At 70.6% G+C, this 24,488-nt stretch carries 9 protein-coding genes; 4 read left to right on the plus strand and 5 right to left on the minus strand.

The genetic code is table 11. The annotated features are described in order from the left end of the window. Nucleotides 1-48: 48 nt before the first annotated feature. The 3 genes from AB0F77_RS16760 to AB0F77_RS16770 are packed head-to-tail and all read right to left on the minus strand — an operon-like array spanning nucleotide 49 to nucleotide 6,818. Nucleotides 49-3,819 carry a hypothetical protein gene (locus AB0F77_RS16760; RefSeq protein WP_361948165.1) on the minus strand — a complete coding sequence of 1,257 codons (3,771 nt, stop codon included), beginning with the start codon at nucleotides 3,817-3,819 and terminating at the stop codon, nucleotides 49-51. Continuing rightward, on the minus strand, nucleotides 3,812-5,080 hold the full coding sequence (locus tag AB0F77_RS16765; RefSeq protein WP_361948168.1) for a hypothetical protein: 1,269 nt from the start codon (nucleotides 5,078-5,080) through the stop codon (nucleotides 3,812-3,814). The genes AB0F77_RS16760 and AB0F77_RS16765 overlap by 8 nt, the downstream gene beginning before the upstream one ends. After that, entirely contained in the window at nucleotides 5,073-6,818 is a 1,746-nt protein-coding gene (locus AB0F77_RS16770; protein ID WP_361948171.1) for a PD-(D/E)XK nuclease family protein, read from the minus strand. The genes AB0F77_RS16765 and AB0F77_RS16770 overlap by 8 nt, the downstream gene beginning before the upstream one ends. 209 nt (nucleotides 6,819-7,027) lie before the next feature. Here AB0F77_RS16770 and AB0F77_RS16775 point away from each other — a divergent pair, with 209 nt between their 5' ends. Further along, the gene (locus AB0F77_RS16775; protein ID WP_361948174.1) at nucleotides 7,028-8,482 is read left to right on the plus strand and encodes a protein kinase; all 1,455 of its coding nucleotides are present in this window, start codon (nucleotides 7,028-7,030) and stop codon (nucleotides 8,480-8,482) included. A gap of 28 nt (nucleotides 8,483-8,510) precedes the next feature. Here AB0F77_RS16775 and AB0F77_RS16780 read toward each other — a convergent pair whose 3' ends face one another. Both AB0F77_RS16780 and AB0F77_RS16785 read right to left on the minus strand, forming a co-directional pair. Beyond that, nucleotides 8,511-10,562, minus strand: coding sequence for an N-6 DNA methylase (locus tag AB0F77_RS16780; protein ID WP_361948177.1), 2,052 nt, complete (start codon nucleotides 10,560-10,562; stop codon nucleotides 8,511-8,513). Nucleotides 10,563-10,746: 184 nt separating this feature from the next. After that, entirely contained in the window at nucleotides 10,747-11,754 is a 1,008-nt protein-coding gene (locus AB0F77_RS16785) for a serine/threonine-protein kinase (protein WP_361948180.1), read from the minus strand. Between the two features lie 223 nt (nucleotides 11,755-11,977). On the opposite strand from AB0F77_RS16785, the gene AB0F77_RS16790 reads away from it, so the two are divergent. The 3 genes from AB0F77_RS16790 to AB0F77_RS16800 all read left to right on the plus strand — a co-directional run bounded on the left by AB0F77_RS16790 (nucleotide 11,978) and on the right by AB0F77_RS16800 (nucleotide 24,482). Then, nucleotides 11,978-17,257 carry a DEAD/DEAH box helicase gene (locus AB0F77_RS16790; protein ID WP_361948183.1) on the plus strand — a complete coding sequence of 1,760 codons (5,280 nt, stop codon included), beginning with the start codon at nucleotides 11,978-11,980 and terminating at the stop codon, nucleotides 17,255-17,257. Between the two features lie 110 nt (nucleotides 17,258-17,367). Beyond that, the gene (locus AB0F77_RS16795) at nucleotides 17,368-20,319 is read left to right on the plus strand and encodes a helicase-related protein (RefSeq protein WP_361948186.1); all 2,952 of its coding nucleotides are present in this window, start codon (nucleotides 17,368-17,370) and stop codon (nucleotides 20,317-20,319) included. Then, nucleotides 20,316-24,482 carry a DNA methyltransferase gene (locus AB0F77_RS16800; RefSeq protein WP_361948189.1) on the plus strand — a complete coding sequence of 1,389 codons (4,167 nt, stop codon included), beginning with the start codon at nucleotides 20,316-20,318 and terminating at the stop codon, nucleotides 24,480-24,482. The genes AB0F77_RS16795 and AB0F77_RS16800 overlap by 4 nt, the downstream gene beginning before the upstream one ends. The last annotated feature ends 6 nt before the right edge of the window (nucleotides 24,483-24,488 follow it).

Here is a 24,488-nt window from a genome sequence, read left to right on the forward strand (position 1 = left end):
GTGCGGTTGCCCGCTAACAGTGCTGCCCAGGGCGGTGGTTGGCGTGCCTCAGTCGACCGATCGCGGGCCGGGTGATGTCCCCATGGCGCACAGTGCTTCGTACAGCGGGCGGTAGAGCAGCTTGACGAGTGCGGCGTCGGCGGGATCGGTGCGCGCGCCGTACCCGACGGTGCCGGTGTCCGTGTCGGTGTGCGCGAAGTACGGCGCCAGAACGTCCCGTAGCTTGACCAGCAGCCCGGGGTCGCCTGCGCGGCGTGGACGCCGGTTCTGGCCGGTGAAGGGCGCCTGTGCCTCGGCGAGTTGCGGTGCGAAGGCCGCGTCGACGAACACGACGCGGGCGGGTACGCCACCGCGGACGAGGCGCCCGATGACCTGCCAGATGGTGACGAGCTGGTCCCAGACGAAGGACTTCTTCTCGTCATCGGAGAGCGAGGAGTAGATGTAGGGCCGTGACAGTACGTGCCGCCACACGCCGCGTGCGGTGGTCCTGAAAGCGCTGCCTGCCGCGTTGAGGTCCCCCGCCTGGGTGACCATGTCGCTGAACGTCCCTTCGTCCGGCAGCTTCAGTTGACCGCGTACGAACCGCGTCGCCCAGTCGTTGATAGCGAAGACCGCCAGGGAGAGGTCGTCGGGGCGGGGGTGCGGGCGGACCAGGAAGAACACCGTCCCGAACGCCGCCACCTTCTCCTCGCCGGGCCGTTGGGGGGCGGTGAGGATGTTGTGGCCTCGCTCCACGGCGAGGAGGGGCGCCACGAGCAGTTCGGCGTCCGGGTCGTCGGCGAAGGACGCGAGGTCCCCACGCCGGACCGCTCCTGCGCCCGATTCCGTGGCCGGCGCCTGGCTTCGTGCCGACGCAGTCCCGTCGACGGCGGCCTCCAGTTCGGCGTCGTCGGCGGCCAGGACGCGTACCCGGCCACGCCAGCGCGGAATCTCGTTCAGGGCGGTGGCGGCCACTTTGGCTTCCGCGTAGCTTCCCACCAGGAGCAGGGCGCGTTTGCGGCGCTGGTCGGGGATTCGGGCGAGTTCGCTCTGGAGAGGGGAGGAATTGCCGTCGCTCCGGGATCGGGCGAGCCGGTCGATCATCAGGCGCAGGACGTCCTCGCGCTGGTCGGGGTCCTGGCCGGAGAGCCGGATCGGCTGTCCTGCGGCGTCGTAGAGAAACTCGGTGCGGAACACGGTCTTCCGGATGGCGTCGAGAGCCTTGGGCTGCGGTTTCAGCACGGCGTGGACGGGGACGAGGACGTGGGCCCGGGTAGAGGTGCCGGCCCAACTGGTGCCCGACATCAGCAGCACGTGTGGGCCTGCCTTGCCGAGGCTTGGATCGGCGCCGAGCTGGGGAAGACCCAGGAGCAGTTCCCGGCCCACGCCCGCACAACGGAAGAAGCGCAGGGTGCCGGTGCGGTGTCCGTCCTTGTTGCGGGCGGCGGCCCGTTCGTCCACTAGATACTGGAAGCCCAGGACGTTGCCCATGGGCGCTTCGGGCAGCAGTGGCGCGTAGTCGAGGGGTGGGCGGCGGGTCAGCTCGTGGGCCGCGGAGTCCAGCCGTAGCGCTGCCTCCACCTGAGGCCACAGGAACGTCACCCTGTCCAGGCGTTGGTGCAGGGCGGCGAGGACGAGGGTGAACTCCAGCCGCCGTGCGTTGAGTTCACGCCACTCCTCGGTCAGAGGTACGTCCTCGGGGGCAGACTCCTTGCCTCGCTTGTCAGCGGACATGGGGCGCTGTTCTGGGCCCGGCGCTCCGACGAGGAAGGAGTCGAGGAGCGCGCGGACTCGGCGTCGTGTCCGCTTCTCGTCGAGGGTGTGCAGGACGTCGTGGGCGAGGGCCGTGAGCTCGTCGGCGGGAGTTCCGTAGGGGCCGCGTCCGCCGAGCGGATCGTCGCGGAACGTGTCGAAGAACCCGGTGATCTCGGTGCGTCGCTGCGCCCACGGTGCGTCGGGGATGTGGGAGTCGCCATCGGCCCCGAGCCCTTCCTCGTCCTCGTAGAGTGCGCTCTCGTCCTCGACATCCCCTTCGTTCGTGCTGTCCGGCCACCCGGCGGCCTGGCCTCGCGTCAGCGGGTACCAGGCTTGCAGCAGCTTCTCCTGGAGGGTCCAGGCGCTGAAGTAGTCGATCTGCGCCCAGTCCCGCAGGCCTCCGTCGTCGATGAGCATGGCGTACAGCCGGTCCGCGGCGGAACCTACGACGTCCAGGGCGGCGGACCACCGTTCCACGTCCTGGTCGGAGAGCTGCAGCCGTCCCTGCCGGGCGAGTTCGGCGATCTCATGGGTCTGCAGCTGGTCGAGCCAAGAGTCGGAGACACCGGTGGTGACGAGCGTGGCCGACGGGGCGAACATCTGGTCGAGCTGCATCTGTACGCGGTCGGCCTCGTCGACGACGACGATGTCGCTGCGCAGGCAGGCCAGCTCCAGATAGCGCAGGCGCTCGGCGTTGAGCTGACGCGGAACCGCGGTCTGGACGAGACTGGCCGGGTTGGCCACCCAGATCAGCGCGTCCACGAGGTCACGGGCGGCGGAGTGCCGGGGGCAGTCGCTCCACAGCGGGCAGGCGTGCGGGGTGCCCAGGTCCTCCTCGTCGGTGTCGGTGTCGTCCGCGGCGGCCTCCCTGTCGGCGGCGCCTCGGGCTCGTTCGAGCTCGCGTACCGCGCGCTCGGCCGCGGGCTCCTCGGCGGCGTCCTGGCGCCGAGCGGGGTGAAGGGCACCGCATGGCGCGTCGGTGTAGCGCAGCGGCTCGGACGTGTCGAGTGCGCGCAGGGCGTCCAGCGGGCATGCGGTGCTGAGGTGGGCGAAGACGGGTCCGGTGTGCGCCAGTAGGGAGTGCTGTCCCCGTGCGGCGAGTCTGCGGTGCAGCCGCTGGGTGTGCTGGGGCCGCGTCGTTCCCCCCTGGACCAGGGCGGCGCTCAAGCCGAGCGTGCGGAACAGCTCGGTCAGCGTCAGCTGTTCGGCCACGTCGCCGACGACGAGAGTGATGCGCAGGCCGTTGTGGTATGCCCAGACGGCGAGCAGGGTCATCAAGGTCGACTTACCGGCGCCGACCATGCCGACGAGGTGGGTGAGCCGGTCGAGCGGCAGCGCGGACGCCGCTTCGAAGACGGTCCCGTCCGGGGTACGGGTGTCGAGGTCGAGTTGGGCGAGACGCTGCTCCCAGCTCCCCGCCTTGAGCCCGCGCCGCTGCTCCTCCGCGTCCATCCACCGTGCAACATCCGCGAGTTCGTCGAGTGGCACGTCGAGGGAACCTGCGGCGGCGGGGCGTTCGGCGGTGAGGGGGTGGCCGGGGAAGGGGTCCCGTACGAGATCGGCGGGGACCGTGACGGAAGTGCGCCGGTGGCGGCGGTCCATGAAGCGATGCTCGCCCGCCTCCGCCGGGGGAAGCACCTTCGTGGCGAAGCCGGGGAGGTTTGTGAGCGCGGCGTCGTAGGTGGTGAAGCGGTCGGCCGCCACCTTGAGGGGGACCCGATGGGCGCGCTCCCCGGCCGCCGGGACGCGGTACGCGCGCAGCCGTTCGGGCAGTTCCAGGTAGGCGTCCAGGCTCTGTTGCCACATCCGGCCGCGGCGCATCGGCCAGAGCAGGTGCCGGGCCGCGGCCAGCGCGACCTGTTCGGTGGTGCCAGTGGGGAGCTTTGAGGCCCGTGCGAAGGCGAGGCCGTAGCCGCCGAGGAGCGTCCACGCCCCGTCGGCAGCGTGACCGGGCGCCACGGTCTCCATCAGCCGCAGAGCGAGCTCGACCTGGCAGAGCAGAGCGGGCCGGGTCCCGGCGTGCTCTTCGGGCCAAGGCCTCAGTGCGGCGACGACCGGCTGGTACCAACTGCTGCGGTCACGCATGGTCTGCTCCCTTCTTCCCGGCGCCGTCGGTCGCCGCCGTCTGACTTCCGGGCCGGGACGACGCCGTGCGTGCCCCGCTGTGCTCCCTGGCGGGAGGCACGGTGTGCGGGGGCGCGATGGACGTGTCCGGCCCGCGTTCGCCGGACAGCCGCATCCGCGCGGTCCGTTTCAACTGGTCGTCCGTCAGCAGCCGCAGACCGCCCGCCCCTGCGCCCCGCTCCTTGGCGTACATGGCCAGGTAGTCACGGCGGGCGCGCACCCGGAATGCGGGCACCACCCAACAGGCCTCGTCGTACGGGGGCTCGGGGCGGACGGCGGTGGCGGTGCGTCCGAGAAAGGCGGGGTGTGCCCAGTCCTTGACATCGACGGCCCACACGTGACCGTCGGGGAAGGTGATGCGAAGGTCGTACGCGTCGAAGCCGGGCCACATCTCGATGGCGAGGCCCAGGTCGCGTAGCTCGCCCTCCAGCAAGACCTCGGCGCGTCCGGGCCCGGTGACGAACTGCCTCAGAGGTTTCCGCAGTTGACGCAGCTCGCCCACCTCGGACGCGACGAGTTCCCGGCCGTGCGGTGGGGGACCTTGGTGCCGGCACTGGTCACGCTCGCACCACCATTCGGTGTCGGACACCGGATGGAGCAGGGTCAGGCAGCGGTGACAGCACAGGTACGCGCCGTCCCGGCGGAACCCGAGCGGGACGGGGGCATAGATCTCCTCGACGAGGAAGCGCACGGGGTCGAGGAAGAGATCGGTGCTCACCTCGGCCCAGTCCGCCTCGGTGAGGACGGGCCGATTCACTAGGAGGCGACGGAAGGCCGTGTACGACTCGGGTGACGACACGGCCCGGCAGGCGCGCAGGGCCTCGTGGATCACCAGGCGGTCGTACTGCCGTCCGGTGCTGTCGCCATACCCCTGCACGGCGAGCTCGTGGCAGAGCTGCGCGGGCTCTCCGGAATCCTCGTCGATCAGCCGGTCCGCCGTGTCGAACAGGTCGGTGGGCAGCCGGTCTAGGGGCCAGCTGCCCAAGGGTCGGGCGCGGGCCCAGCGCATCATCTCGGGCACCCCTGCCGGGGGCTTGGCGCCGTTGCGCAGGCATTGGAGTACCAGGGCATCCAGAGCCCGCTGCGCGCCGGCCGGGTAAGGCAGAGTGAAGGAGTCGAGGCGGTCGACGGCCGCCAGGTGCAGTACGGCGGTGGCCACGTCCCGCAGGAGGACGACATCGGGGTTGGACAGCCAGTCTGGTACGAGCTGTTGGTCAGGCATGGGGCGTGGCGTCTCCTTGGGGCGAGGTCAGCGTGTCGGGGCTCGGCGGGCGCGGATGGTCGGTGACGTAGGCGGTGCCGGGCCGACACCAGGTCCGGGCCTGACAGCCGTGGCAGTGGCGTCCGGTCCTCGGTTCGTAGGTGGTGTCGTCCAGGAGCGGCTGGGCGAGTTCGGCGATGACGGCCCGGGCTTCGTCGACGTTCTCGGCGCGGCCGGGGTCGACAGGTTCGAGCCGACTCTGCCCGTGGCCTTCACGTAGGTGCTCCAGCTCGACCCAGGAGCGGCGCGGGTCGTCGCCGAGCGCGCCCGCGTGGAACAGCAATACGCCGAGAGCGAGTTGGGGATAGGTGTGGAGCAGAGAGTCGCGTTCCCACAGCGGGTGGGCCGACGTCTTGGTCTCGCGCCAGATCCACCGGCCGCGGTGGGTGTACACCAGGTCGGGTACGGCGAGGACGACGATGTCGAGTTCGGGCACGTAGGCCGTGACCCGATGCTGTACGAGAACCTGCTCGTCGGCGTCAAGTCCGTTGAGAGGGCACAGGAGCCGGTGTTCCGCGAGCATCCCGGCGGCCTCGCGTGCGGAGGTGTCGTCGAGTGCGGCCCTGGCCCGCACCGCCATCGGCTCGGGGATCTCCCGGTCCCGGCAGCCGCGCACCGGGCGTTCGGCGTGCTCTGCGTCGAGCCAGGCGTCGACGGCTCTGCCGCGCCGTGCCCCCCGGTCCTCGGCCGAGAGGTCGTTGAGGTGCAGTCGCCGCACCAGGTGGTACTGGGCGGGGCACTCGGCGTACAGCCGCAGGTCCCAGACGGAGACGGAGCGGCGTTCACGTGCGAGAGCTGGAGGGCGGCCCCCCCACAGCCGTGGGGTGCGTTTCAGAGCCGTGCAGCCGGCGATGGCCTTGCAGCCGACACAACTCTCCCCGGGCTGCACGCCGAGTCCGGTGGCAGCCGTGACGAAGGCAGGCACAGCGTCGTCCCTGAACCGCTGCCTCGACCCGGCGGGGTCTTCGGAGAGCAGCTCCTCCACGGACCCGTCGGCGCACCCGACGTCGAAGACGCGGACCAATCGGGGCAAGCTGGTTTTCTCGGTCGCGGTGGCCGGAGGCAGGGCGCGTTGCTTGCGGCGAGGAGTGGGCGCGCCGAAGGCCATCACCTGTGCCACGGCCCCGATTTCCGCGTTGGGGCGGCCGGTCTTGGCCCGGCCCATGGAAGGCAGCCACAGGTCGCGCACCCTTCCGTCGGAGGAGGCGTACATGCGGCCCCAGAGAGTGTGCTCGTACTGCCGGGCGCCACGGGCGTCGGGAGCGTCCGTGCGGGAAGTGCGCCACGTCCATGGCTGCATCACCGGCCTGGTCTCAGGCAGTCCGGCCTCAACGGCGGCTGCCTGTTCGCGGGTACGGGCGGCCACGTAGCGCTCCAGGGCGTGGGCGGTCCAGGCCAAGTGGGCGGGGTGGACCGGGGCGCCCCATCCCCGGAAGGGACCGCGGGTGCCCCGGAGTTCCTCGCGTACCCGCTCCACGGACCATCCGTCGTGTTCCAGCAGGTCGAGGGCCGTGAACAGCGGGCCGAACCCGAACTCCTCGCGGGGTGGCCGCCGGAACGGCACGGTTGGATCGGCGACGAGCAGGGGCCGCATCGCGGTGCGTCGGTGGGTGGGGCAGGCCGCGTCGTCGGGCCGGGCCATCCGGGGGCTCGCTCTGATCAACCAGTCGTGGCCGGTGACACCGGGTGGGTTCTGCATGGTGACCCCCGTGGCAGGCGGTATGGGCAGGAGGGTGCCCAGAGCAACGGGAGTTCGAGGACGCCCGGGCGCCACTCGAGCATGGCACAACTTTGTGAACTGAGTCCATGGACGGCTCGTGTCTGGAACCTTTCACGATACGCTGGTGGGACTGATGCGCAGTGGTGCGAAGGGGCACAGTGGTGGACGCGGATACATACAAGCCCGGCGTGGGTGATCTGGTCGACGGGCGCTACGAGTTGAAGGACTCTCTGGGCAAGGGCGGGATGGCCCAGGTCTGGCGTGCTCGAGAGGTGTCCGGGGGGCGCGAGGTGGCTGTGAAGTTCCTGCGCCACGACTCCGAGGACCTGTACTGCCTCGACCCGTACGAGCGGGATGCCGAACTCGCTGTCAGAAACGCCCGGTTCCGGCGCGAGGCCAACCTCCTGGGCGCGCTCGACCACCCGGGCATCACCGAACTGTACGGGAGCGGATCGCACCAGGGCGTCCCCTACATCGCCATGCGCCTGGTGACCGGAGTGAGTCTGCGGACCTTCCTCGACGAGCACAGCCCCCTGCCTCTGGCCACGGCGGTTGCCGTCGCCATCCAGGTGGCAGGGGCGTTGGCCTGCGCACACACGCTCCCGGTCGTACACCGGGACCTCAAACCCGCGAACATCATGATTGATGCAGAGGGGTGGGCCGTCCTCATCGACTTCGGCATCGCCAAGCCGCTGCACGTAGACGCCACCCGTTACACGGCGCACGGTTCGACGCTTGGCACCCGCGGCTATCTGGCGCCGGAGCAGCTTCTGGAGCGCGAGCCCACCACGCGCACGGATGTCTACTGCTTCGGCTGCATCTTCTACGAACTCCTCGCCGGGCGGCCCCCGTTCCCGCTCGGCGCGGAGTCCGGCTTGACCGACAAGCACCTCAATGAGGAGCCGCTGCCACCGAGCACGTACGCCGCGGGCATCGCGGAGCCGATCGACGATCTCGTACTGCGGATGCTCGCCAAGAAGCCCGAGCAGCGCCCGGCCGTTGACGAGGTCCTGGAGGTCCTCGACCCGTTCGCCCCGGGGGTCGGCGATCCCGAACCCCGGCCTCGCACCCACCCCGACCCCACCGCCCCCCTGCGCCGGCCGCGGGACCGGGCTGTTCGTCCGCGCCCGGTCGCTCTCACGCTGCCTGTCGCGTCCGCGCCGGCCGACGAGTGGCTGGACGCCCGTGTGGTGGAACAGCTCTGCGCGCAGGCCGAGTCGGAGATCGCGTCCGGTGAGCCGGGCGACGCGACCGACCGGCTGCACGGTCTGACAGAACGGGTCCGCAAGGAGTGGGGTGAGCGGCGCCCTCTGGTGCGTCGCGTGTGGCAGGGGGCTGCGGACGGATTCCGCCTCTCCGGCAACTTCGGCGCTGCGGCCCGTCTCTACCAAGCCGTCGACAGCGATCTCATTCACGGGGACGGTCCGGCCGAGCGGGCCGATCGCGCGCTGATCCGGCTGCGCACGGCCGAGTGCCGGCTCACCTTCGGGGAACTGGAGGCGGCCATCGCGGCGGTTGACGCGGCGGGCCGCACCGCTGCCGGACTGCCACCGGAACTCGCGGCTCGGGTCGAGGCCGTATGCCACGCGGTCGACGCCCAGCTCACGGCCCGCCTGGCCGAGCCCAGGCGCGGGGAGGTGTGACCCCGGCCGATGCGGGCGAGCCGATGTGCTACGCCTGGTTGGCCAGGCGTCCGGCCGCCAGTTCGTCGCCAAGGTCGCGGGCAAGGCTGGTGCCGAGGTCGGCCGCGCGGCGCAACAGCCGTTCGAAGGCAATGAGTTCGCGGAACGCCTCTCCGTAGCGCCGTTGTTCTCCGAGGGGAACCTGGCGGATCTGAAGCCGGCGGACGTCGATGCGGGAGGAGTTCGTGGTGTGGGTGCCGGCCTGCCGGGCATTGGCGGGAGCACGCAGTGAACCGGCGAGGAACCAGGCGTCGAGCTGTTCGGGCTGTACCCGCACGGCATGCAGTTGTGGGCCGAGGGCGGTCGGCGGCCCCTCGTGGACCCAGGCGGAGAAGGCACGGGCGACGCCCACCACCACGATGTCCCCGGGTTCGGCGATCACGGCCTCGCCGACCGCCGCGGTGCCGGGAGCGAGCCAGCTGCGGGGTTCGCCGTCCACCAGAAGATCGGGGACGGTGAGGAGGGGGAGGCCGTCGTCGGACGGCGGGCCGGCGTGGATCGATTCCTCCGGCGGCTGCTGGCCGCCGCGCAGGGTGAGCGCCCCGGCCCGGGCGAGCTCGGCGACTGTGGTCGCCGTCGGTGTGTCCGCCTCGGCCGCGGCGAGGTCGAGCGCCGCGAGCAGCCTGGCCGACTTGTTCACGTTCGCGGTGAGCCCGGTGAACTCCCGCCAGGATGTGGCCAGTCGGGGTGCCGTGTCCGCTAGGGACGGGGCAATGTGGCGTCCAGGGGTTAGGTCGACCTCGTCGTTGAGGAGTTCGATGACGGGCACGTGCCGTACGTAGGCAGGGGCCTGAGGGAAGTCTGCCTCTTCGACGGCCTCGCGCACGAAAGCGCTGATCGCCGCCCAGTCGGGGGTCCACTTCTCCTCAGCGTCCCGGGGGAACCGCGAGGCCGCGTCGGCGACCAGCAGTCGATCGCCCACCGGTGCGCCTTCCCCGTGGACGGGCATCCGCAGCACCCACAGGTGCAGGGAGACGCTGTGCGGTGCGGCGCAGCCCGGCGGCAGCGCGACGACGGCGCGCAGTTGCCCGGTGCGCAGCAGCGAGCCGCGGATGCGTCGGCCGGCCTTCCTGGCCGCGACGGCGGGCGGCAGCAACAGTACCGCGACGCCGCCGGGCCGCAGCTGGGCCAGGCAGTGCTGGACCCAGGCGAGTTCGGGCTCGGTGCGGGGGGGAAGGCCGTGGCTCCAGCGGCCGTCGGTGGCCAACTCCTCGTATCCCCAGTCCCGTTCGTTGAAGGGCGGGTTGCACAGGACGATTTCGGCGAGGGTGCCGGAGAACGGGTCGTCGCGTAGGGAGTCCGCAGCCCGTACGGAGACCTGCGCCCACTCCTTCTCCCTGTGGCCCTCCCTCTCGGCGAGGGCCATGCGGGAGTCCGCCAGCGAGGCGAGGACGGCATCCCGGTCGCTACCGAGCAGCGTGAGTGCCTCGGCGCCGGACGCCCTCGCGGCGTCGGCCGCGGCCAGGAGGAGATGCCCGGGGCCGCAAGCAGGGTCCATGACCGTGGTGCGGCCGGAGTTGCCCGGGCTGTCGCCCGCCACGCCGCCTGCCGCCCTGAGGGCGAGTTCTGCCATGAGGGATGCCAGTGGTTCCGGGGTCGTGGCGATCTGGCGCACGTGGACGTCGAGCCAGCGACGCAGCAGAAACGCGAACGTTTCCGTGCCCCCTTCACGCTGTCCGAGATCCACGGCCCGTTCGATCAGCGCCCGTGTGTCGGCACGGATCTCCTCGCCTTCGTCACTCGCCCGCCCGGAGAGGAGCCGTCCTACCTCGGCGATCGCGGCCCCGGTCTCGTCACGCCCGCCGAGCGCCTCGAAACCGGGCCAGAGCCATTCCCTCTCGGCGGACCTCTTCAACTTCTTGTTGTCGCGCAGCCAGCCCTCGATGTCGGTCAAGGAGAACTGAGGGTTGGTGTCGGTGCCGGCGATCCGCTCGGGGAAGGACGGATGCCGCCGCCGCCAGTTGCTCACCGCCGCTCGTCCCACACCCGCAAGGCGGGCGATTTCGGCCAAGGTCACCGGTACGGCGCGCGACGTGGACATCTACACTCCCAGGGCATTTCTAGTGGAGGGACGACTTTCCCCTCGGTCATGGGTGTGTGATCAAGCCACCCTTCCTCCAAACTGCATTGGTCAGCGTACATGACCATTGACTTTGTTCACAGATGCGTCAGGCGGGCTTGGGGGCGTACGTCACGTTCTGGTCGGCCAGGCGCGCGGGTCAGCGCTACGGCTGGCCGTGCCGCCCTGGCGTTGCCCCCGTCCGCCCGGGTCGGTCGTTCCGTCCCGATGCTGCCCATGCCCGCACCGGCCGGGCCTCGGGTCCCATCGGGTGGGTGAAGGGCCGCAGCGGGTCCACTTCGGCCCACGGGAGGAGCGCCTGTTCGGGGGTACGGCGCTCGGGCAGCCACACGGCGAGGCGCCGCCACACCTCGCCGGCGTGGGCGGGCCGCTCGTCGGGATCCTTGGCCAGCAACTGGAGCACCAGGTTCTCCAGTTCGGAGGGGATGCCCGCGCGGAGCCTTCCGGGCGGCAGGGGCGGCTGCTCAAGGATCATGCCGGGCAGCATCAGTTCGGATTCGTGCGTGAAGACCGGCTCGCCCGTCAGCATCGCGTACAGCAGGCAGCCCAGCGCGTACAGATCGGTGCGGGGGTCGACCGGCTTGCCCCGCACCTGTTCCGGCGCCATGCACTCCAGGCTGCCGGGGCGCTCACCGGTCGTGGTGAGGCCTGTGGTGTCCGGGTCGAGGAAGGCGGCGACGCCGAAGTCCAGGACCTTGACCACGCCGTCCGTGCGGATCACGACGTTGCTGCCCTTGAGGTCGCGATGCACGACGTCGCGGGCGTGCACGGAACCCAGGACCGAGGCGATCTGGACGCCGATCGACGCGGTCTCCTCGATGGAGAGCGGGCCCTCCTCGACGATCCGGTCGTCGAGCGGGGGCCCGATCACGTACTGCATGACGAGAAAGCGGGTGCCGTTCTCCTCGCCGAGGTCGTAGACGGTGGCGAGGCCCGCGTGGTCGAGTCGCGCGACGGCCTGTGCCTCCCGGCGGAACCTTTCGGCGTCGCGGGCGCGCTGCTCCTCGGTGAGTCCGGGATCGACGTTCATGGTCTTCAGTGCCACGTCGCGGCCCAGGTTCTCGTCGTGGGCGAGCCAGACGACTCCCATGCCGCCCCGGCCGATGAGACGCTTGATCCGGTAGCGACCGGCGATCAGTGTTCCGGTTTCCATTTGCGCTGCGGCCCGTCCCCTCCGTGCCCTGCCGCGCCCTGCCCGGGCTGGTGTCAGGGAGAGTGTGACACGGCGGTGCTTCGAATGCCGCCCGCGCGACGCTTTATTCGTTGACTGAGTTCACATGGTCTTGCTCTAATGGGGTGAAGGCGGGGCGGTTCGTCCCGTGCGCCTCACCCACTACGGTGATGCGTGGATTACGTCGGGAGCTAGTGAGGATCACGTGGACGTCTTCGAGGTGCACCGTCGGCTCATCCGGGACTACAAGGAATACACGTCCGGATCAGTGGTGATCGACGACCCGCGGATCGGCGAGAAAGTGTCCAAGTCCCTTGCCGACGGCGACCAGTGGCCCGACCCCTGGCTCTCGCTCAACCCGAGCTTCGCGAGCGGCGGCACCGTCGACGACCTCGCCGACGACCTCGGCCTCCTCCACCCCGAGTGCAAGCGGATCTTCCGCACCGGCAAGGACAAGCGGGGTGCGACGATCCGTCCCATCCGCTTCCACCGGCACCAGCGTGACGCCATCGAGGCCGCCGACTCGAAGGACTCGTACGTCCTGACGACCGGCACCGGCTCCGGAAAGAGCCTCGGCTACATCGTGCCCATCGTTAGCCGGATCCTGAGCGAGAAGCGTGCCGGAGACCCCCCGAGCATCAAGGCGATCATCGTCTACCCGATGAACGCGCTGGCCAACAGCCAGCGGGGCGAGCTGAGGAAGTTCCTCACCGCCGGATACGGCGAGGGCGACGAGCCCATCACGTACGCCCGTTACACCGGCCAGGAGAAGCAGTCCGAGAAGGACGCGGTCCTCGACACCCCCCCGGACATCCTGCTCACCAACTACGTGATGCTGGAGCTGATGCTCACCCGCCCCGAGGAGCGCAAGCGGCTCATCGGCCGGGCCAAGGGCCTGCGCTTCCTCGTCCTGGACGAACTGCACACCTATCGCGGCCGTCAGGGAGCCGACGTCGCCCTGCTGGTCCGGCGTGTGCGCGAGGCGTGCGAGTCACCCGCCCTGCAGTGCGTCGGTACCTCCGCCACCATGTCCACCAAGGGCACCCCCGCCGCCCGCCGCCGTGAGGTCGCCGAGGTCGCCTCCACCCTGTTCGACACGGAGATCTCCCCGGACCGGGTGGTGGGCGAGACTCTGGTCCGCGCGACCGGCGACAAGACCCCCACGCGTGCCGAACTCGCCGCCCGCGTAAGGGAGAACAACCCTCCGCTGGAGTACGACGCACTTAAGGCCGACCCGCTGGCCCGTTGGGTCGAGACGGCCTTCGGCCTCACCGAGACCACCGATGAGGACGGCACCCGCCTGCTGGTGCGCGCCAAGCCCACCACCGTGGAACTCGCCGCGCGCGCCCTGCGCGAGGACGCCTTCGACATCCCGCGCGACGCCCCCGAGGACGAGCAGTACACTGCCTGCGCCAAGGCCATCCGGTCCACCCTCCGGGCCGGCACACAGGTCCGCGACGCCGACGACCGCGCGCTGTTCGCGTTCCGCCTCCACCAGTTCCTCTCCAAGGGCGGCTCGGCGTACGTCTCCCTGGAGCCGGCGGACAGCCGCCACATCACCCGCACCTACCAGCAGCGGGTGCCCGGAGAGCCGGAGAAGCTCCTGCTGCCGCTGTCCTTCTGCCGCGAGTGCGGCCAGGAGTACCTCACCGTGGCCCGCGAGCAGAGCGACGACGGCAAGGTCTCCTTCCGCACCCGTGAGGATGCGGACGACGAGCAGGGTTACCTCTACCTCTCGGCCACCAACCCGTGGCCCGAGCGTGTCACGGACGCGATTGACCAGCGCCGCTTCCCCGACAGCTGGCTCACCCTCGACCCGAAGAAGGGCACGCCCGTCCTCACTGCGAGCCGCAAGAAGCGCGCCCCGCAGCCCGTGTGGGTGAGACCCGACGGCACGGCGGTGAACAAGGACGGGGACGGCCTGTACGCCGCCTACGTGCCCGCCCCGTTCCTGTTCTGCCTGGAGTGCGGGGTCAGCTACGAGCAGGTCAGGGAGCGCGACTTCGCGAAGCTGATGACACTCGACCAGGAGGGCCGCTCCACCGCCACCTCCGTCGTCAGTGCCTCCATCGTCCGCCACCTCAAGAGCCTGCCCGCGAGTGAACTCGACGACGATGCCCGCAAGTTGCTCACGTTCGTCGACAACCGGCAGGACGCGAGCCTGCAGGCGGGGCACTTCAACGACTTCGTCATGGTCACCCAGCTGCGCGGCGCCCTCTACCGCGCCATGCTGAAGGCGGGGGAGTCGGGCCTGCGCTGGAAGCGGCTGGGCGAAGAGGTCGTGGCCGCCATGGGGTTGGCCCGCCACGAGTACGCCAACAACCCCACCGAGGTGGAGGCGCTCGCCGAGGAGACGCTGAGCGCCTTGGCTCAGGTGGCCGAGTACCGGCTCTTCCTCGACCTGGAACGCGGCTGGCGGATCACCATGCCCAACCTGGAGCAGACCGGTCTGCTGGGCCTGGAGTACGCGGGCCTCGACCAGATCGCCCAGGACGAGGAGCGCTGGCAGCGCGCCGCCGGACCGCTGCGCACCGCGACCCCTGCCACCCGGCTCGACCTGGCCCGCGTCCTCATGGACGAGCTGCGCCGCCAGCGCGCCGTGGACACCCCGTACTTCACCGAGGCCAAGTTCAACGAGCTGGGCAAGGAGTCCGCCAAGCTCAACGACGCCTGGGCCATCGCCGAGACGGAGTCCGCGCCCCCCGCGCCCGGCGTCGCGGTGGCCCGCTCCGGCCGGCCCGGCCGCTCCGGGCGCACCCGCAGCGAGCTGAACCTCACCGGCCGCACCGCCTTCGGCCGCCACGTCCGCAAGTCGGAGACCTTCCCGGACTGGAGCCACGACCTCTCCCTCGACGACGCCCAGAAGGTGATCAGCGACCTGCTGGAGGTTCTCGCCGACGGCGGTGTCCTGAGCCGGATCACCCAGGGCCGGGGTGAGGACCCCGGCTACCAGATCCACCACCCGGTGATCCGCTGGCACGCCCGCGACGACGAGCACGGCGCCGTGGACCGGCTGCGCCGCACCTACCGCACCGGCCGGGGCCCCCGCGTCAACGCCTTCTTCAAGGGTCTCTACAAGGAGGTCGCGTCCACCTTCGCCGGACTGCATGCCGCAGAGCACACCGCGCAGGTCCACCCGGACGTCCGCGAGGAGCGGGAGAAGCTGTTCAGCAAGGGGCTGCCGCTGCCCCTGCTGTACTGCTCGCCCACGATGGAGCTCGGCGTCGACATCGCCAGCCTCAACGCCGTCAACCTCCGCAACGTCCCGCCGACCCCCGCGAACTACGCCCAGCGCTCGGGCCGCGCGGGCCGCTCGGGCCAGCCCGCGCTGGTTACCACGTACTGCGCTACCGGCAACAGCCACGACCAGTACTACTTCACCCGCTCCGACCAGATGGTCGCGGGCACCGTCGCCGCGCCCCGCCTCGACCTGGCCAACGAGGACCTGCTCGCCTCGCACGTGCACGCCATCTGGCTCGCCGAGACCCGCCTGGAACTCGGCCGCACCATGACCAGGATCCTCGACACCGACGGCAAGACCCCCTCGCTGGAGCTGCTGCCCGAGGTGCGGGAGCAGATCGGCGGGCCGGCCGCCCAGCAGCGCGCCCTCGTCCGGGCCCGCACCGTCCTCGCGGGCTGTGTCGACGCCCTGCGCGAGACGTCCTGGTGGCACGAGCAGTGGCTGGAGGACACCGTCGCCAAGGCCCCCGGGCGCTTCGACGAGAAGTGCGGACGCTGGCGGAACCTCTACCGCAAGGCCCTGGAGGAGCGGGAGATCCAGCACGACAACATTCGCAACCGCACGGCGACCGGCCGCTCCCAGGCCCAGGCCGTCCGCCGCCGCGCCCAGGCGGAGAACCAGATCGCCCTCCTGGAGAACAGGCAGGGCGGCGAGCGCACGGTGCTGTCCGACTTCTACCCGTATCGCTACTTCGCCTCCGAGGGCTTCCTGCCCGGCTACTCCTTCCCCCGGCTGCCGCTCGCCGCGTACATCCCCGGCACCGGCCGCACCAGCCGCGGCTACGACGGCGACTACCTCCAGCGGTCCCGCTTCATCGCGATCCGCGAGTTCGGGCCGGGCGCGCTGATCTACCACGAGGGCAGCCGGTTCAAGGTGGACCGGGTGCAGCTGCCGCCGGACACCAGCGGCGAACTGACCACCGAGAGCGCCAAGGTGTGCCAGGGCTGCGGCTATCTGTCCCCCGAGGAGCGGCGCGAGGACACCTGCCTGGGCTGCGGCAGCTCGTACGGCGACCCCCGCACCGGGCTGCTGCACCTGCACACCGTCTTCACCCACCGCCGCGACCGGATCTCCTCCGACGAGGAGGAGCGCCAGCGCACGGGCTACGCGGTGGAGATCTCCTACCGTTTCAAGCAGCATGAGGATGGCCGGGACGGTTCGCTGCGGGCCGAGGCGAAGGCCGCGGCCGGCCGCCTCCTCGCCGAACTGGTCTACGGCGACAGCGCCACCGTCCGGCTCACCAACCTGGGCTACCGTCGCTCGGTTGCCAAGGGCGACATCGGCTTCTGGCTCGACCCGGTCACCGGCCAGTGGCTGGCCGGCTCCACCGGCAGGCCGAGCACGAGCGCGCCCGGCCGGGAGACCCCGGTGGAGGACGAGGGCCTCGCCGACGCGGAGAAGGTCGTGCGCAAGATCCCCGTCATCCCGTACGTCCAGGACACCCGCAACATCCTTGTCCTCAAGCTGGCGGCCCCCGTCGACAAGGACACTGCGATCACCCTCCAGTACGCGCTGGAGCGGGGCATCGAGGCCGAGTTCCAGCTGGAGGACTCCGAGCTGGACACCGAGGAGCTGCCGCCGCACGACGGTCCCCGCGAGCGGTTGCTGTTCATCGAGAGCGCCGAGGGCGGCGCGGGCGTGCTGCGCCGTCTCCAGGCCGAGCCCGACGCGCTCGCCCGCGCCGCCCGCCGGGCCCTGGAGATCGCGCACTTCGACCAGGTCGGGCGCGACCGGGGAGCCGAGAAGCGCAATGGCGACCCATGCGAGAAGGGCTGCTACGACTGCCTGCTCTCCTTCGGCAACCAGCGCCACCACCGGATGATCGACCGCCACCTGGTGAAGCAGCTGCTGATGGACTTCGCGGGCGGCGAGGTCGGCTCCAGCCACGCGGGCCGCACTCGCGACGAGCAGGCCGACGCGCTCATCGAGGGCGCCGACTCCTCCCTTGAGGAGCGGTTCGTCGCCTACCTCAGGACCCACGGCCACCGCCTGCCCGACCACCAGCAGGTCAGGCTGAGCGCGGCCCTGTCCAAGCCTGACTTCGTGTACGACACCTCCTTCGGCCCCGTCGCGGTCTTCGTCGACGGCCCGCACCACGACCACGCCGAAACGACGCTGCGCGACGAGGAGGCAGCGGAGCGGCTGAAGGAGATCGGCTGGGAGGTCATCCGCATCCGTTACGACGACGACTGGTCGAAGGCAGTCGCCGACTACCCTTCTGTGTTCGGCGAAGCGCGCCGCTGACCTCGGGGATGGGGCGGACCCCATCGGCCCGCCCCGTCCCACGGCTCGCCGACGAGCCGTCCGGCCACCGCCCCGGCCGACCCCTACCGCCCCATCCCCGGAAGGCCCGCATGACGACCGCCGCCCAGCCGACCCGGCAGTACGCCGTCGGCTCCCTCGTCCACGCCCGGGGCCGTGAGTGGGTCGTGCTGCCCGACTCCACACCCGACCTGCTCGTCCTGCGCCCGCTCGGCGGCGCCGACGACGACATCGCGGGCGTCCTGCCCGGCCTGGAGACCGTCGTCCCCGCCACCTTCGCCCCGCCCACCCCCTCCGACCTGGGAGACCAGCAGGCCGCCGGGCTGCTGCGCACCGCCCTGCGCATCGGCTTCCGCTCCGGCGCGGGCCCGTTCCGTTCGCTCGCCTCGATCGCCGTCGACCCCCGCCCCTACCAGCTGGTTCCGCTGCTGATGGCGCTGCGTCAGGACACCGTCCGGTTGCTGATCGCCGACGACGTCGGTATCGGCAAGACCGTGGAGGCCGGGCTGATCGCCGCTGAACTGCTGGCGCAGGGCGACGCCCGAGGCCTGGTCGTGCTGTGCTCGCCTGCTCTGGCCGAGCAGTGGCGGGCCGAGCTGTACGGCAAGTTCGGCGTCGATGCCCGCCTCGTGCTGCCGTCCACGATCGGCCGCCTGGAGCGCGAGACCCCGTACGGCCAGTCGGTGTTCCGCCCCGACGGCGCGTACGTCGTCTCCACCGACTTCATCAAGTCCCCCCGCCACCGGGAGGACTTCCTGCGCAACTGCCCCGACCTGGTGATCGTCGACGAGGCGCATTCCTGCGTCTCGGACACCACGGTCGGCGCGTCCGCCCGTTCCTCCCAGCAGCGGTACGCGCTGCTGCGCGCCCTCGCCGACCAAACCGACCGCCACCTCCTGCTGGTCACGGCCACCCCGCACAGCGGCAAGGAGGAGCCCTTCCGCCGACTGATCGGCCTGCTCGACGACCGCCTGGCCGCCGTCCCCCTTGACACCGACGCAGGCCGCAGGCTCCTCGCCGGGTTCTTCGTGCAGCGCCGCCGCGCCGACATCCGCGAGGACTTCCAGGACGGCGCGCACTTCCCGTCCTCCCGGGACACCGCCGAGACCGCCTACACCCTGCACCGCGACTACAAGAAGCTCCTCGACGAGGTCCTGTCGTACGCTCGCGAGACCGTACGCGCGGCCGACGGCGCCCTCCAGCAGCGCCAGCGCTGGTGGTCCACCCTCGCCCTGCTGCGCACCCTGACCTCCTCCCCGGCCGCCGCCGTGCAGTCCCTGAACACACGCGCCGGCGTCGAGGAGGCGGACACCCCTGCCGAGGCGGACCGTACCGGGGAGCGCACCGTCTCCGACCCGGCCGACAGCGAGACCCCCGAGTCCGCGGACGCGGTACCGGGCACCCGCCTCCCCACGGACACCGGCGCCGAGACCGACGACGAGGCCGACGACGAGGAGAAGGCCCGCCTGGTCGCGATGGCCGAGTCGGCCAAGAAGCTGTACGGCCCGACCCGCGACGCCAAGCTGAAGAAGCTGATCAGCACCGTCTCCGACCTCCTCGACGAGGGCTACCGGCCCATCGTCTTCTGCCGCTACATCGCGACAGCCGACTACGTGGCGGACCACCTCAAGAAGGTCCTCAACAAGAAGGGCGCCGAGCACCCGGTCGCGGTCGCCTCCGTCACCGGGCAACTCTCGCCCGACCAGCGCGTCACCCGCATCGCCGAGCTGACCGGCACCGACGAGGACGGCAACCCCGCGCCCGAGCGCCGCGTCCTGGTCGCCACCGACTGCCTGTCCGAGGGTGTCAACCTCCAGGAGTCCTTCGACGCCGTCGTCCACTACGACCTCGCCTGGAACCCGACCCGCCACGAGCAGCGCGAGGGCCGCGTCGACCGCTTCGGTCAGCGCACCGACGTCGTCAAGGCACTCACCCTGTACGGCGCTGACAACCCCGTCGACGGCATCGTCCTCAACGTCCTGCTGCGCAAGCACGAGCGCATCCGCCGTGTCACCGGCATCTCCGTGCCCGTGCCGCAGGAGTCCGAGAGCGCCATGCAGGCCGTCTTCGAGGGTCTGATCCTGCGCGGCGAGCGGTCGGCGTACGAGCAGGAGGGGCTGTTCGCGCAGGAGGAGGTGGCCGAGCAGCTGGAGATCGCCTGGCAGTCCTCCGCCGAACGGGAGAAGCGCTACCGCTCCCGCTACGCCCAGCTCACCATTAAGAAGGACGAGGTGGCCGCCGAGGTCGACGAGATCCGTGCCGCGCTCGGCACCGGCGAGGAGGTACGGGACTTCACCCGCCGCGCCCTGGGCGCCCTGCGCGGTATGCCCGCGGCGACGAAGCAGGGCGGCTTTACCGCGCACACCGACGCCCTCCCGCAGGGCCTGCGCGACACCGTCTCCCACGCGCTCGGCCCCCGCCACCCCCGCCCGGTCGTCTTCCACGACGCCCCCAGCGCCCCGCGCGGCGAGGCCGCCCTCACCCGCACCGACCCGGTGGTCGCCGCCGTCGCCCGCTTCGTGCTGGACGCGGCCCTCGACGACGCCGGCAAGGTCCCCGAGTGGCAGCGCCCCGCCCGCCGCTGCGGAGTCGTCCGTACCAAGGCCGTGGAGCGGAACACCACGCTCCTGCTGGTGCGCCACCGCTTCCAGCTGAACCTGCCCGCCCGTGACGGCTCGGTCCGCGAGCAGCTCGCCGAGGACGCCCGCGTGGTCGCCTACCGAGGCCGGCCCGACGCCCCCGAGTGGCTGCCGGAGGACGAGGCCGTGGCCCTCCTCGACGCCCGCGCCACACAGAACACCGACCCCAAGTTCGCCACCGAGCACATCGCCGAGATCCTGGCCGCCCTGCCTGCGATCATGCCGGAACTACGGGACCAGTCGGCCGAGCTGGGACGCACCCTGGAGGCCTCGCACCGCAGGGTCCGCACCGCTTCCCGCGCCCGTCTCGCGGGCCTGAAGGTCGTCCCCCAGGGCGACCCGGACATCCTGGGCGTGTACCACTACCGCCCGGCCCCGACGTTCCCCCAGGGAGTGGGCGCATGAGCACCGCCAGGACCCTCGTCACCGACACCGTCGCCGCTGTCGGCGGCCTCCTGCCGTACGACCTCCTGGTCCGCATCAAGGAGGGCAAGGAGCAGACCGGCTCCAAGCCCGCCGACTACCGCCTGTACGCCAAGGGCGACTCGGTACGGGATGCCGCCGAGCGCTCCTGGGGCTACCTGCGCGGCGTGTGGGCCGCCTACCAGGACGCTCTGGTCCGCGACGGCGCTGACGCCGACCCCGGCGTGCACGCGGTCGGCGTCACCACCGAACGCTGGCTGCTGCCCCTCTTCGAGCAGCTCGGCTTCGGCGCCCTCACCCCCGTCCCCGCGCCCGGCCTGCCTTCCCGCGACGGAGAGAAGGACTTCGAGGTCAGCCACCAGTGGGCACACGTCCCCGTCCACCTCACAGGCTGGAACGTCCCCCTCGACACGCGCACCACCGAACTGGCCAAGCAGGCCCCCCAGTCGATGGTGCAGGAGTACCTCAACCGCTCGGCGGACTCCACCCTCTGGGGCGTCCTCTCCAACGGCCGCCAGCTGCGCCTGCTGCGCGAGTCCGCATCCCTCACCGGCGCCGCGTTCATCGAGTTCGACCTCCGGGCGATCTTCGACGGCGACCGCTCCGACGACTTCGTCCTCCTGTGGCGCCTGCTGCACCGCACCCGCTTCGAGCCCCGCGCCGAGGGTGAGCCGGCCGCGACCTGCCCCTTGGAGAAGTGGCGCACCGAGGCCATCGACAGCGGCACCCGCGCCCTGAAGGAACTCCGCAAGGGCGTCGAGAAGGCCCTGACCGTGATCGGCTCGGGCCTGATCGCCCACCCCGACAACGCGGACCTCCGCGACGCCCTGCGCACCCGCGACAAGAACGTCCGCGACGACCTGCACCCCGCCCTACTGCGTCTCGCCTACCGCCTGCTGTTCCTTTTCGTCACCGAGGACCGAGACCTGCTCCTGCACCCCGACGCCACCGAGCAGGCCCGCGACACGTACGAGAAGTACTTCTCCACGGCCCGCCTGCGCCGCGTCGCCCGCCGCACCGGCACCCTCCACGGCGACCAGTGGCAGGCGCTGCGGCTGGTCATCGAGGGCCTCGGTACCCCAGGCGGCCGCCCTGAACTTGGTCTGCCCGCCCTCGGCGGCCTCTTCGAACCCACCCCCACGGACCGGATCCTGGACGGCCTGAGCCTGTCCAACCAGTCCCTGTACGAGGCCGTACGTGCCCTGTCCGAGGTGTACGACATCAAGCTCGGCCGCCCCCGCAAGGTCGACTACCGCCACCTCGGCGCCGACGAACTCGGCTCGGTCTACGAGTCACTGCTCGAACTGGAGCCGCGCCTCGGCGAGGGCAACGAGTACGTCCTGGCCAAGCTGGACGGCAACGACCGCAAGACGTCCGGTTCCTACTACACCCCGTCCCCCCTCATCGACTGCCTCCTCGACTCTGCCCTCGACCCGGTCATCGATCAGGCCGTCAAGTCCGGTACGACGCAGAAGGAGCGCGAGGACGCACTGCTCGCCCTGACGGTGTGCGACCCCGCCTGCGGCTCCGGCCACTTCCTGGTCGCCGCCGCCCGCCGCATCGCCCGCCGCCTCGCCGAGATCCGCACAGACGACCCCGAGCCGAGCGCCGAGGACGTACGGCACGCGCTGCGGGACGTCATCGCGCGGTGCGTGTACGGCGTCGACCTCAACGAGATGGCCGTTGAGCTGGCCAAGGTGTCCCTGTGGATTGAGGCAATGAGGCCGGGCCGTCCGCTCACCTTCCTCGACGCCCACATCAAGCATGGCAACGGCCTCCTGGGCACCACGCCGAAGCTGCTCGCCGAGGGCCTGCCCGACGAGGCATTCAAGCCGCTGGAGGGCGACGATTCGAAGCACGTCACCGACCTGAAGAAGCGCAACGCGGCGGAGCGGACAGCGTGGAAGATCGCGCTGCGCCACGGGGCGAACCAGGATGCCCTGTTCGCGGAGGAGGAGGTGCTGGCCGAGTCCAACGCGGGGTTCGGCGAGACGGTCTCGGCGATCACAGGGACGGACTCGCAGGAACTGGAGGACGTCCGGAACCAGGCCAAGGCATACCGCGAACTGACCACCTCCCCGGATTACATCCGGGCCCTGGAGCTGGCCGACGCGTGGTGCGCGGCGTTCGTATGGAAGAAGACGAAGACGGCGACACCGCCCGCGCTGACCACGAAGTCGCTGCTCACGCTGCACTCCGAGGACGGCGGCGCGAGCCTGCCGGGCGGCACGGTGAAGGAGGTCCTGCGGCTCCGGGAGGAGTACCACTTCTTCCACTGGCACCTGGAGTTCCCGGAGGTGTTCCGGGTTCCTGCGGATGTGGGAGCGCCGGGGGTGGACGAGAGGACCGGGTGGAAGGGCGGGTTCAGCTGTGTGCTGGGGAATCCGCCGTGGGAGACCCTTGAGTTCAAGACCGAGGAGCACTTTGCCACTGTTGCCCCGAAGATCGCCAAGGCAGCGAACCAGGCGGCACGTCAGGCCCTGATCGACGAGCTCGCGGAGAGCGAGGACGAGGCAGATCGGGAACTGCACGCCGAATACATCGCTGACAAGCGGCTGTCCGACGGCTTCTCCCATCTCGCGCGCTGGTCGGCCCGGTTTCCGCTGGCCGCGCGCGGCAAGCTGAACACGTACCCGCTGTTCGCGGAGGCGGCGTCGCATGGGATCGCGCCGCGAGGGCGGTTCGGGCTGGTCCTGCAGACGGGCATCGCCACGGACGCGACGACGGCACCGTTCTTCTCCGACTTGGTGCGCTCGAAGCGGCTGGTGTCGTTCCTGGACTTCAAGAACGAGGCGTTCGTGCTGAGCCGGGACGTGGACCATCGCGTGCGCTTCTGCCTGCTTACGGTCACAGGCCCGGCGGCGCGGGTTGATGAGGCTTCCTTCGCGTTCGGGACCTGGTATATGGAGGATCTGCCGGAGCGTCGTTTCGCCATGCCGCTGGAGGAGATCCTGCTGGTCAACCCGAACACCGGGAACCTCCCGGTCTTCGAGACCCGGCGTGACGCGGAGATCACCTTCGGCGTATACAGCCGAGTCCCGGTTCTGCTCAAGGAGCCGGACGCGCACGGCAGGGGCGGCAGCAACCCGTGGGGGCTGACCTTCCGGCAGGGCCTGTTCAACATGGCCTCCGACTCCCACCTGTTCCGGGGCAAGCAGGAACTGGAAGACGAGGGCTGGCAGTTGACCGGCAACGTCTTCACGCGCATCGATGAAGAGGGGAAGACGCGCCGCTATCTCCCGCTGTACGAGGCGAAGATGCTCCACCACTTCGACCACCGCCTCGGCACGTACGAGGGCCAGACCCAGGCCCAGGCCAACATCGGCACCCTCCCGCGCGTGACGCCGGAACAGCACGACGACCCCGACTTCGCGCCGTTGCCCCGGTACTGGGCGCCGGAGTTCGACGTGGACTCTGGTAAGCGGGATAAGAAGCTGAACCCGATCATGTGGCCCGGAGTTAAGACGCGGCTGGCGGACAAGGAGTGGTACGAGGACTGGCTGTTGGGGTGGCGTGACATCTGCCGGACCTCGGACCGTCGGACCATGATCAACACGGCTCTGCGTCGCACTGCCGTTCCTGACGGCACGTTGTTGATGTTGCCTTCCTTTGGCAATCCTGCGCTGCTCCAGGCGGCGCTGTCCTCGTACGTGCTCGACTTCGTGGCACGTCAGAAGTTCAGCGGTACACACCTGAAGTTCTTCACGGCCCACCAGCTTCCAGTGCCCGGCCCCGAGACAGGCGACCAGCCGTGTCCATGGAGCGGCGGCGAGACCGTGGCGGAGTGGATTGCCGCAAGAGTGGCTGAACTTGCGTACACCGCTAGTGACATGGAGGCCTTCGCTAGAGCGATCGGTGTGGCGGGACGCCCGTTCCGGTGGGATGAGGAACGGCGTGGATTGCTGCGTGCAGAGCTGGACGCTGCCTTTTTCCACCTCTACGGACTGGCTCGCGATGACGCGGAGTACGTCATGGACGCGTTCTCCCGTCTCAAGAGCGACGAGGAAGCCGCCCATGGCAGTTACCGCACCAAGGACCTCATCCTCGACATCTACGACCGTATGGAAGAGGCCCGCGTAACCGGCGACGAGTACCGAACCGTGCTGGACCCGCCGCCGGGGAAGGGCCCGCGTCACGCTGCCTGAGTGCCG

The sequence above is a fragment of the Streptomyces sp. NPDC026672 genome, from assembly GCF_040638185.1.
In the GTDB taxonomy this organism is placed as follows: Bacteria; Actinomycetota; Actinomycetes; order Streptomycetales; family Streptomycetaceae; genus Streptomyces.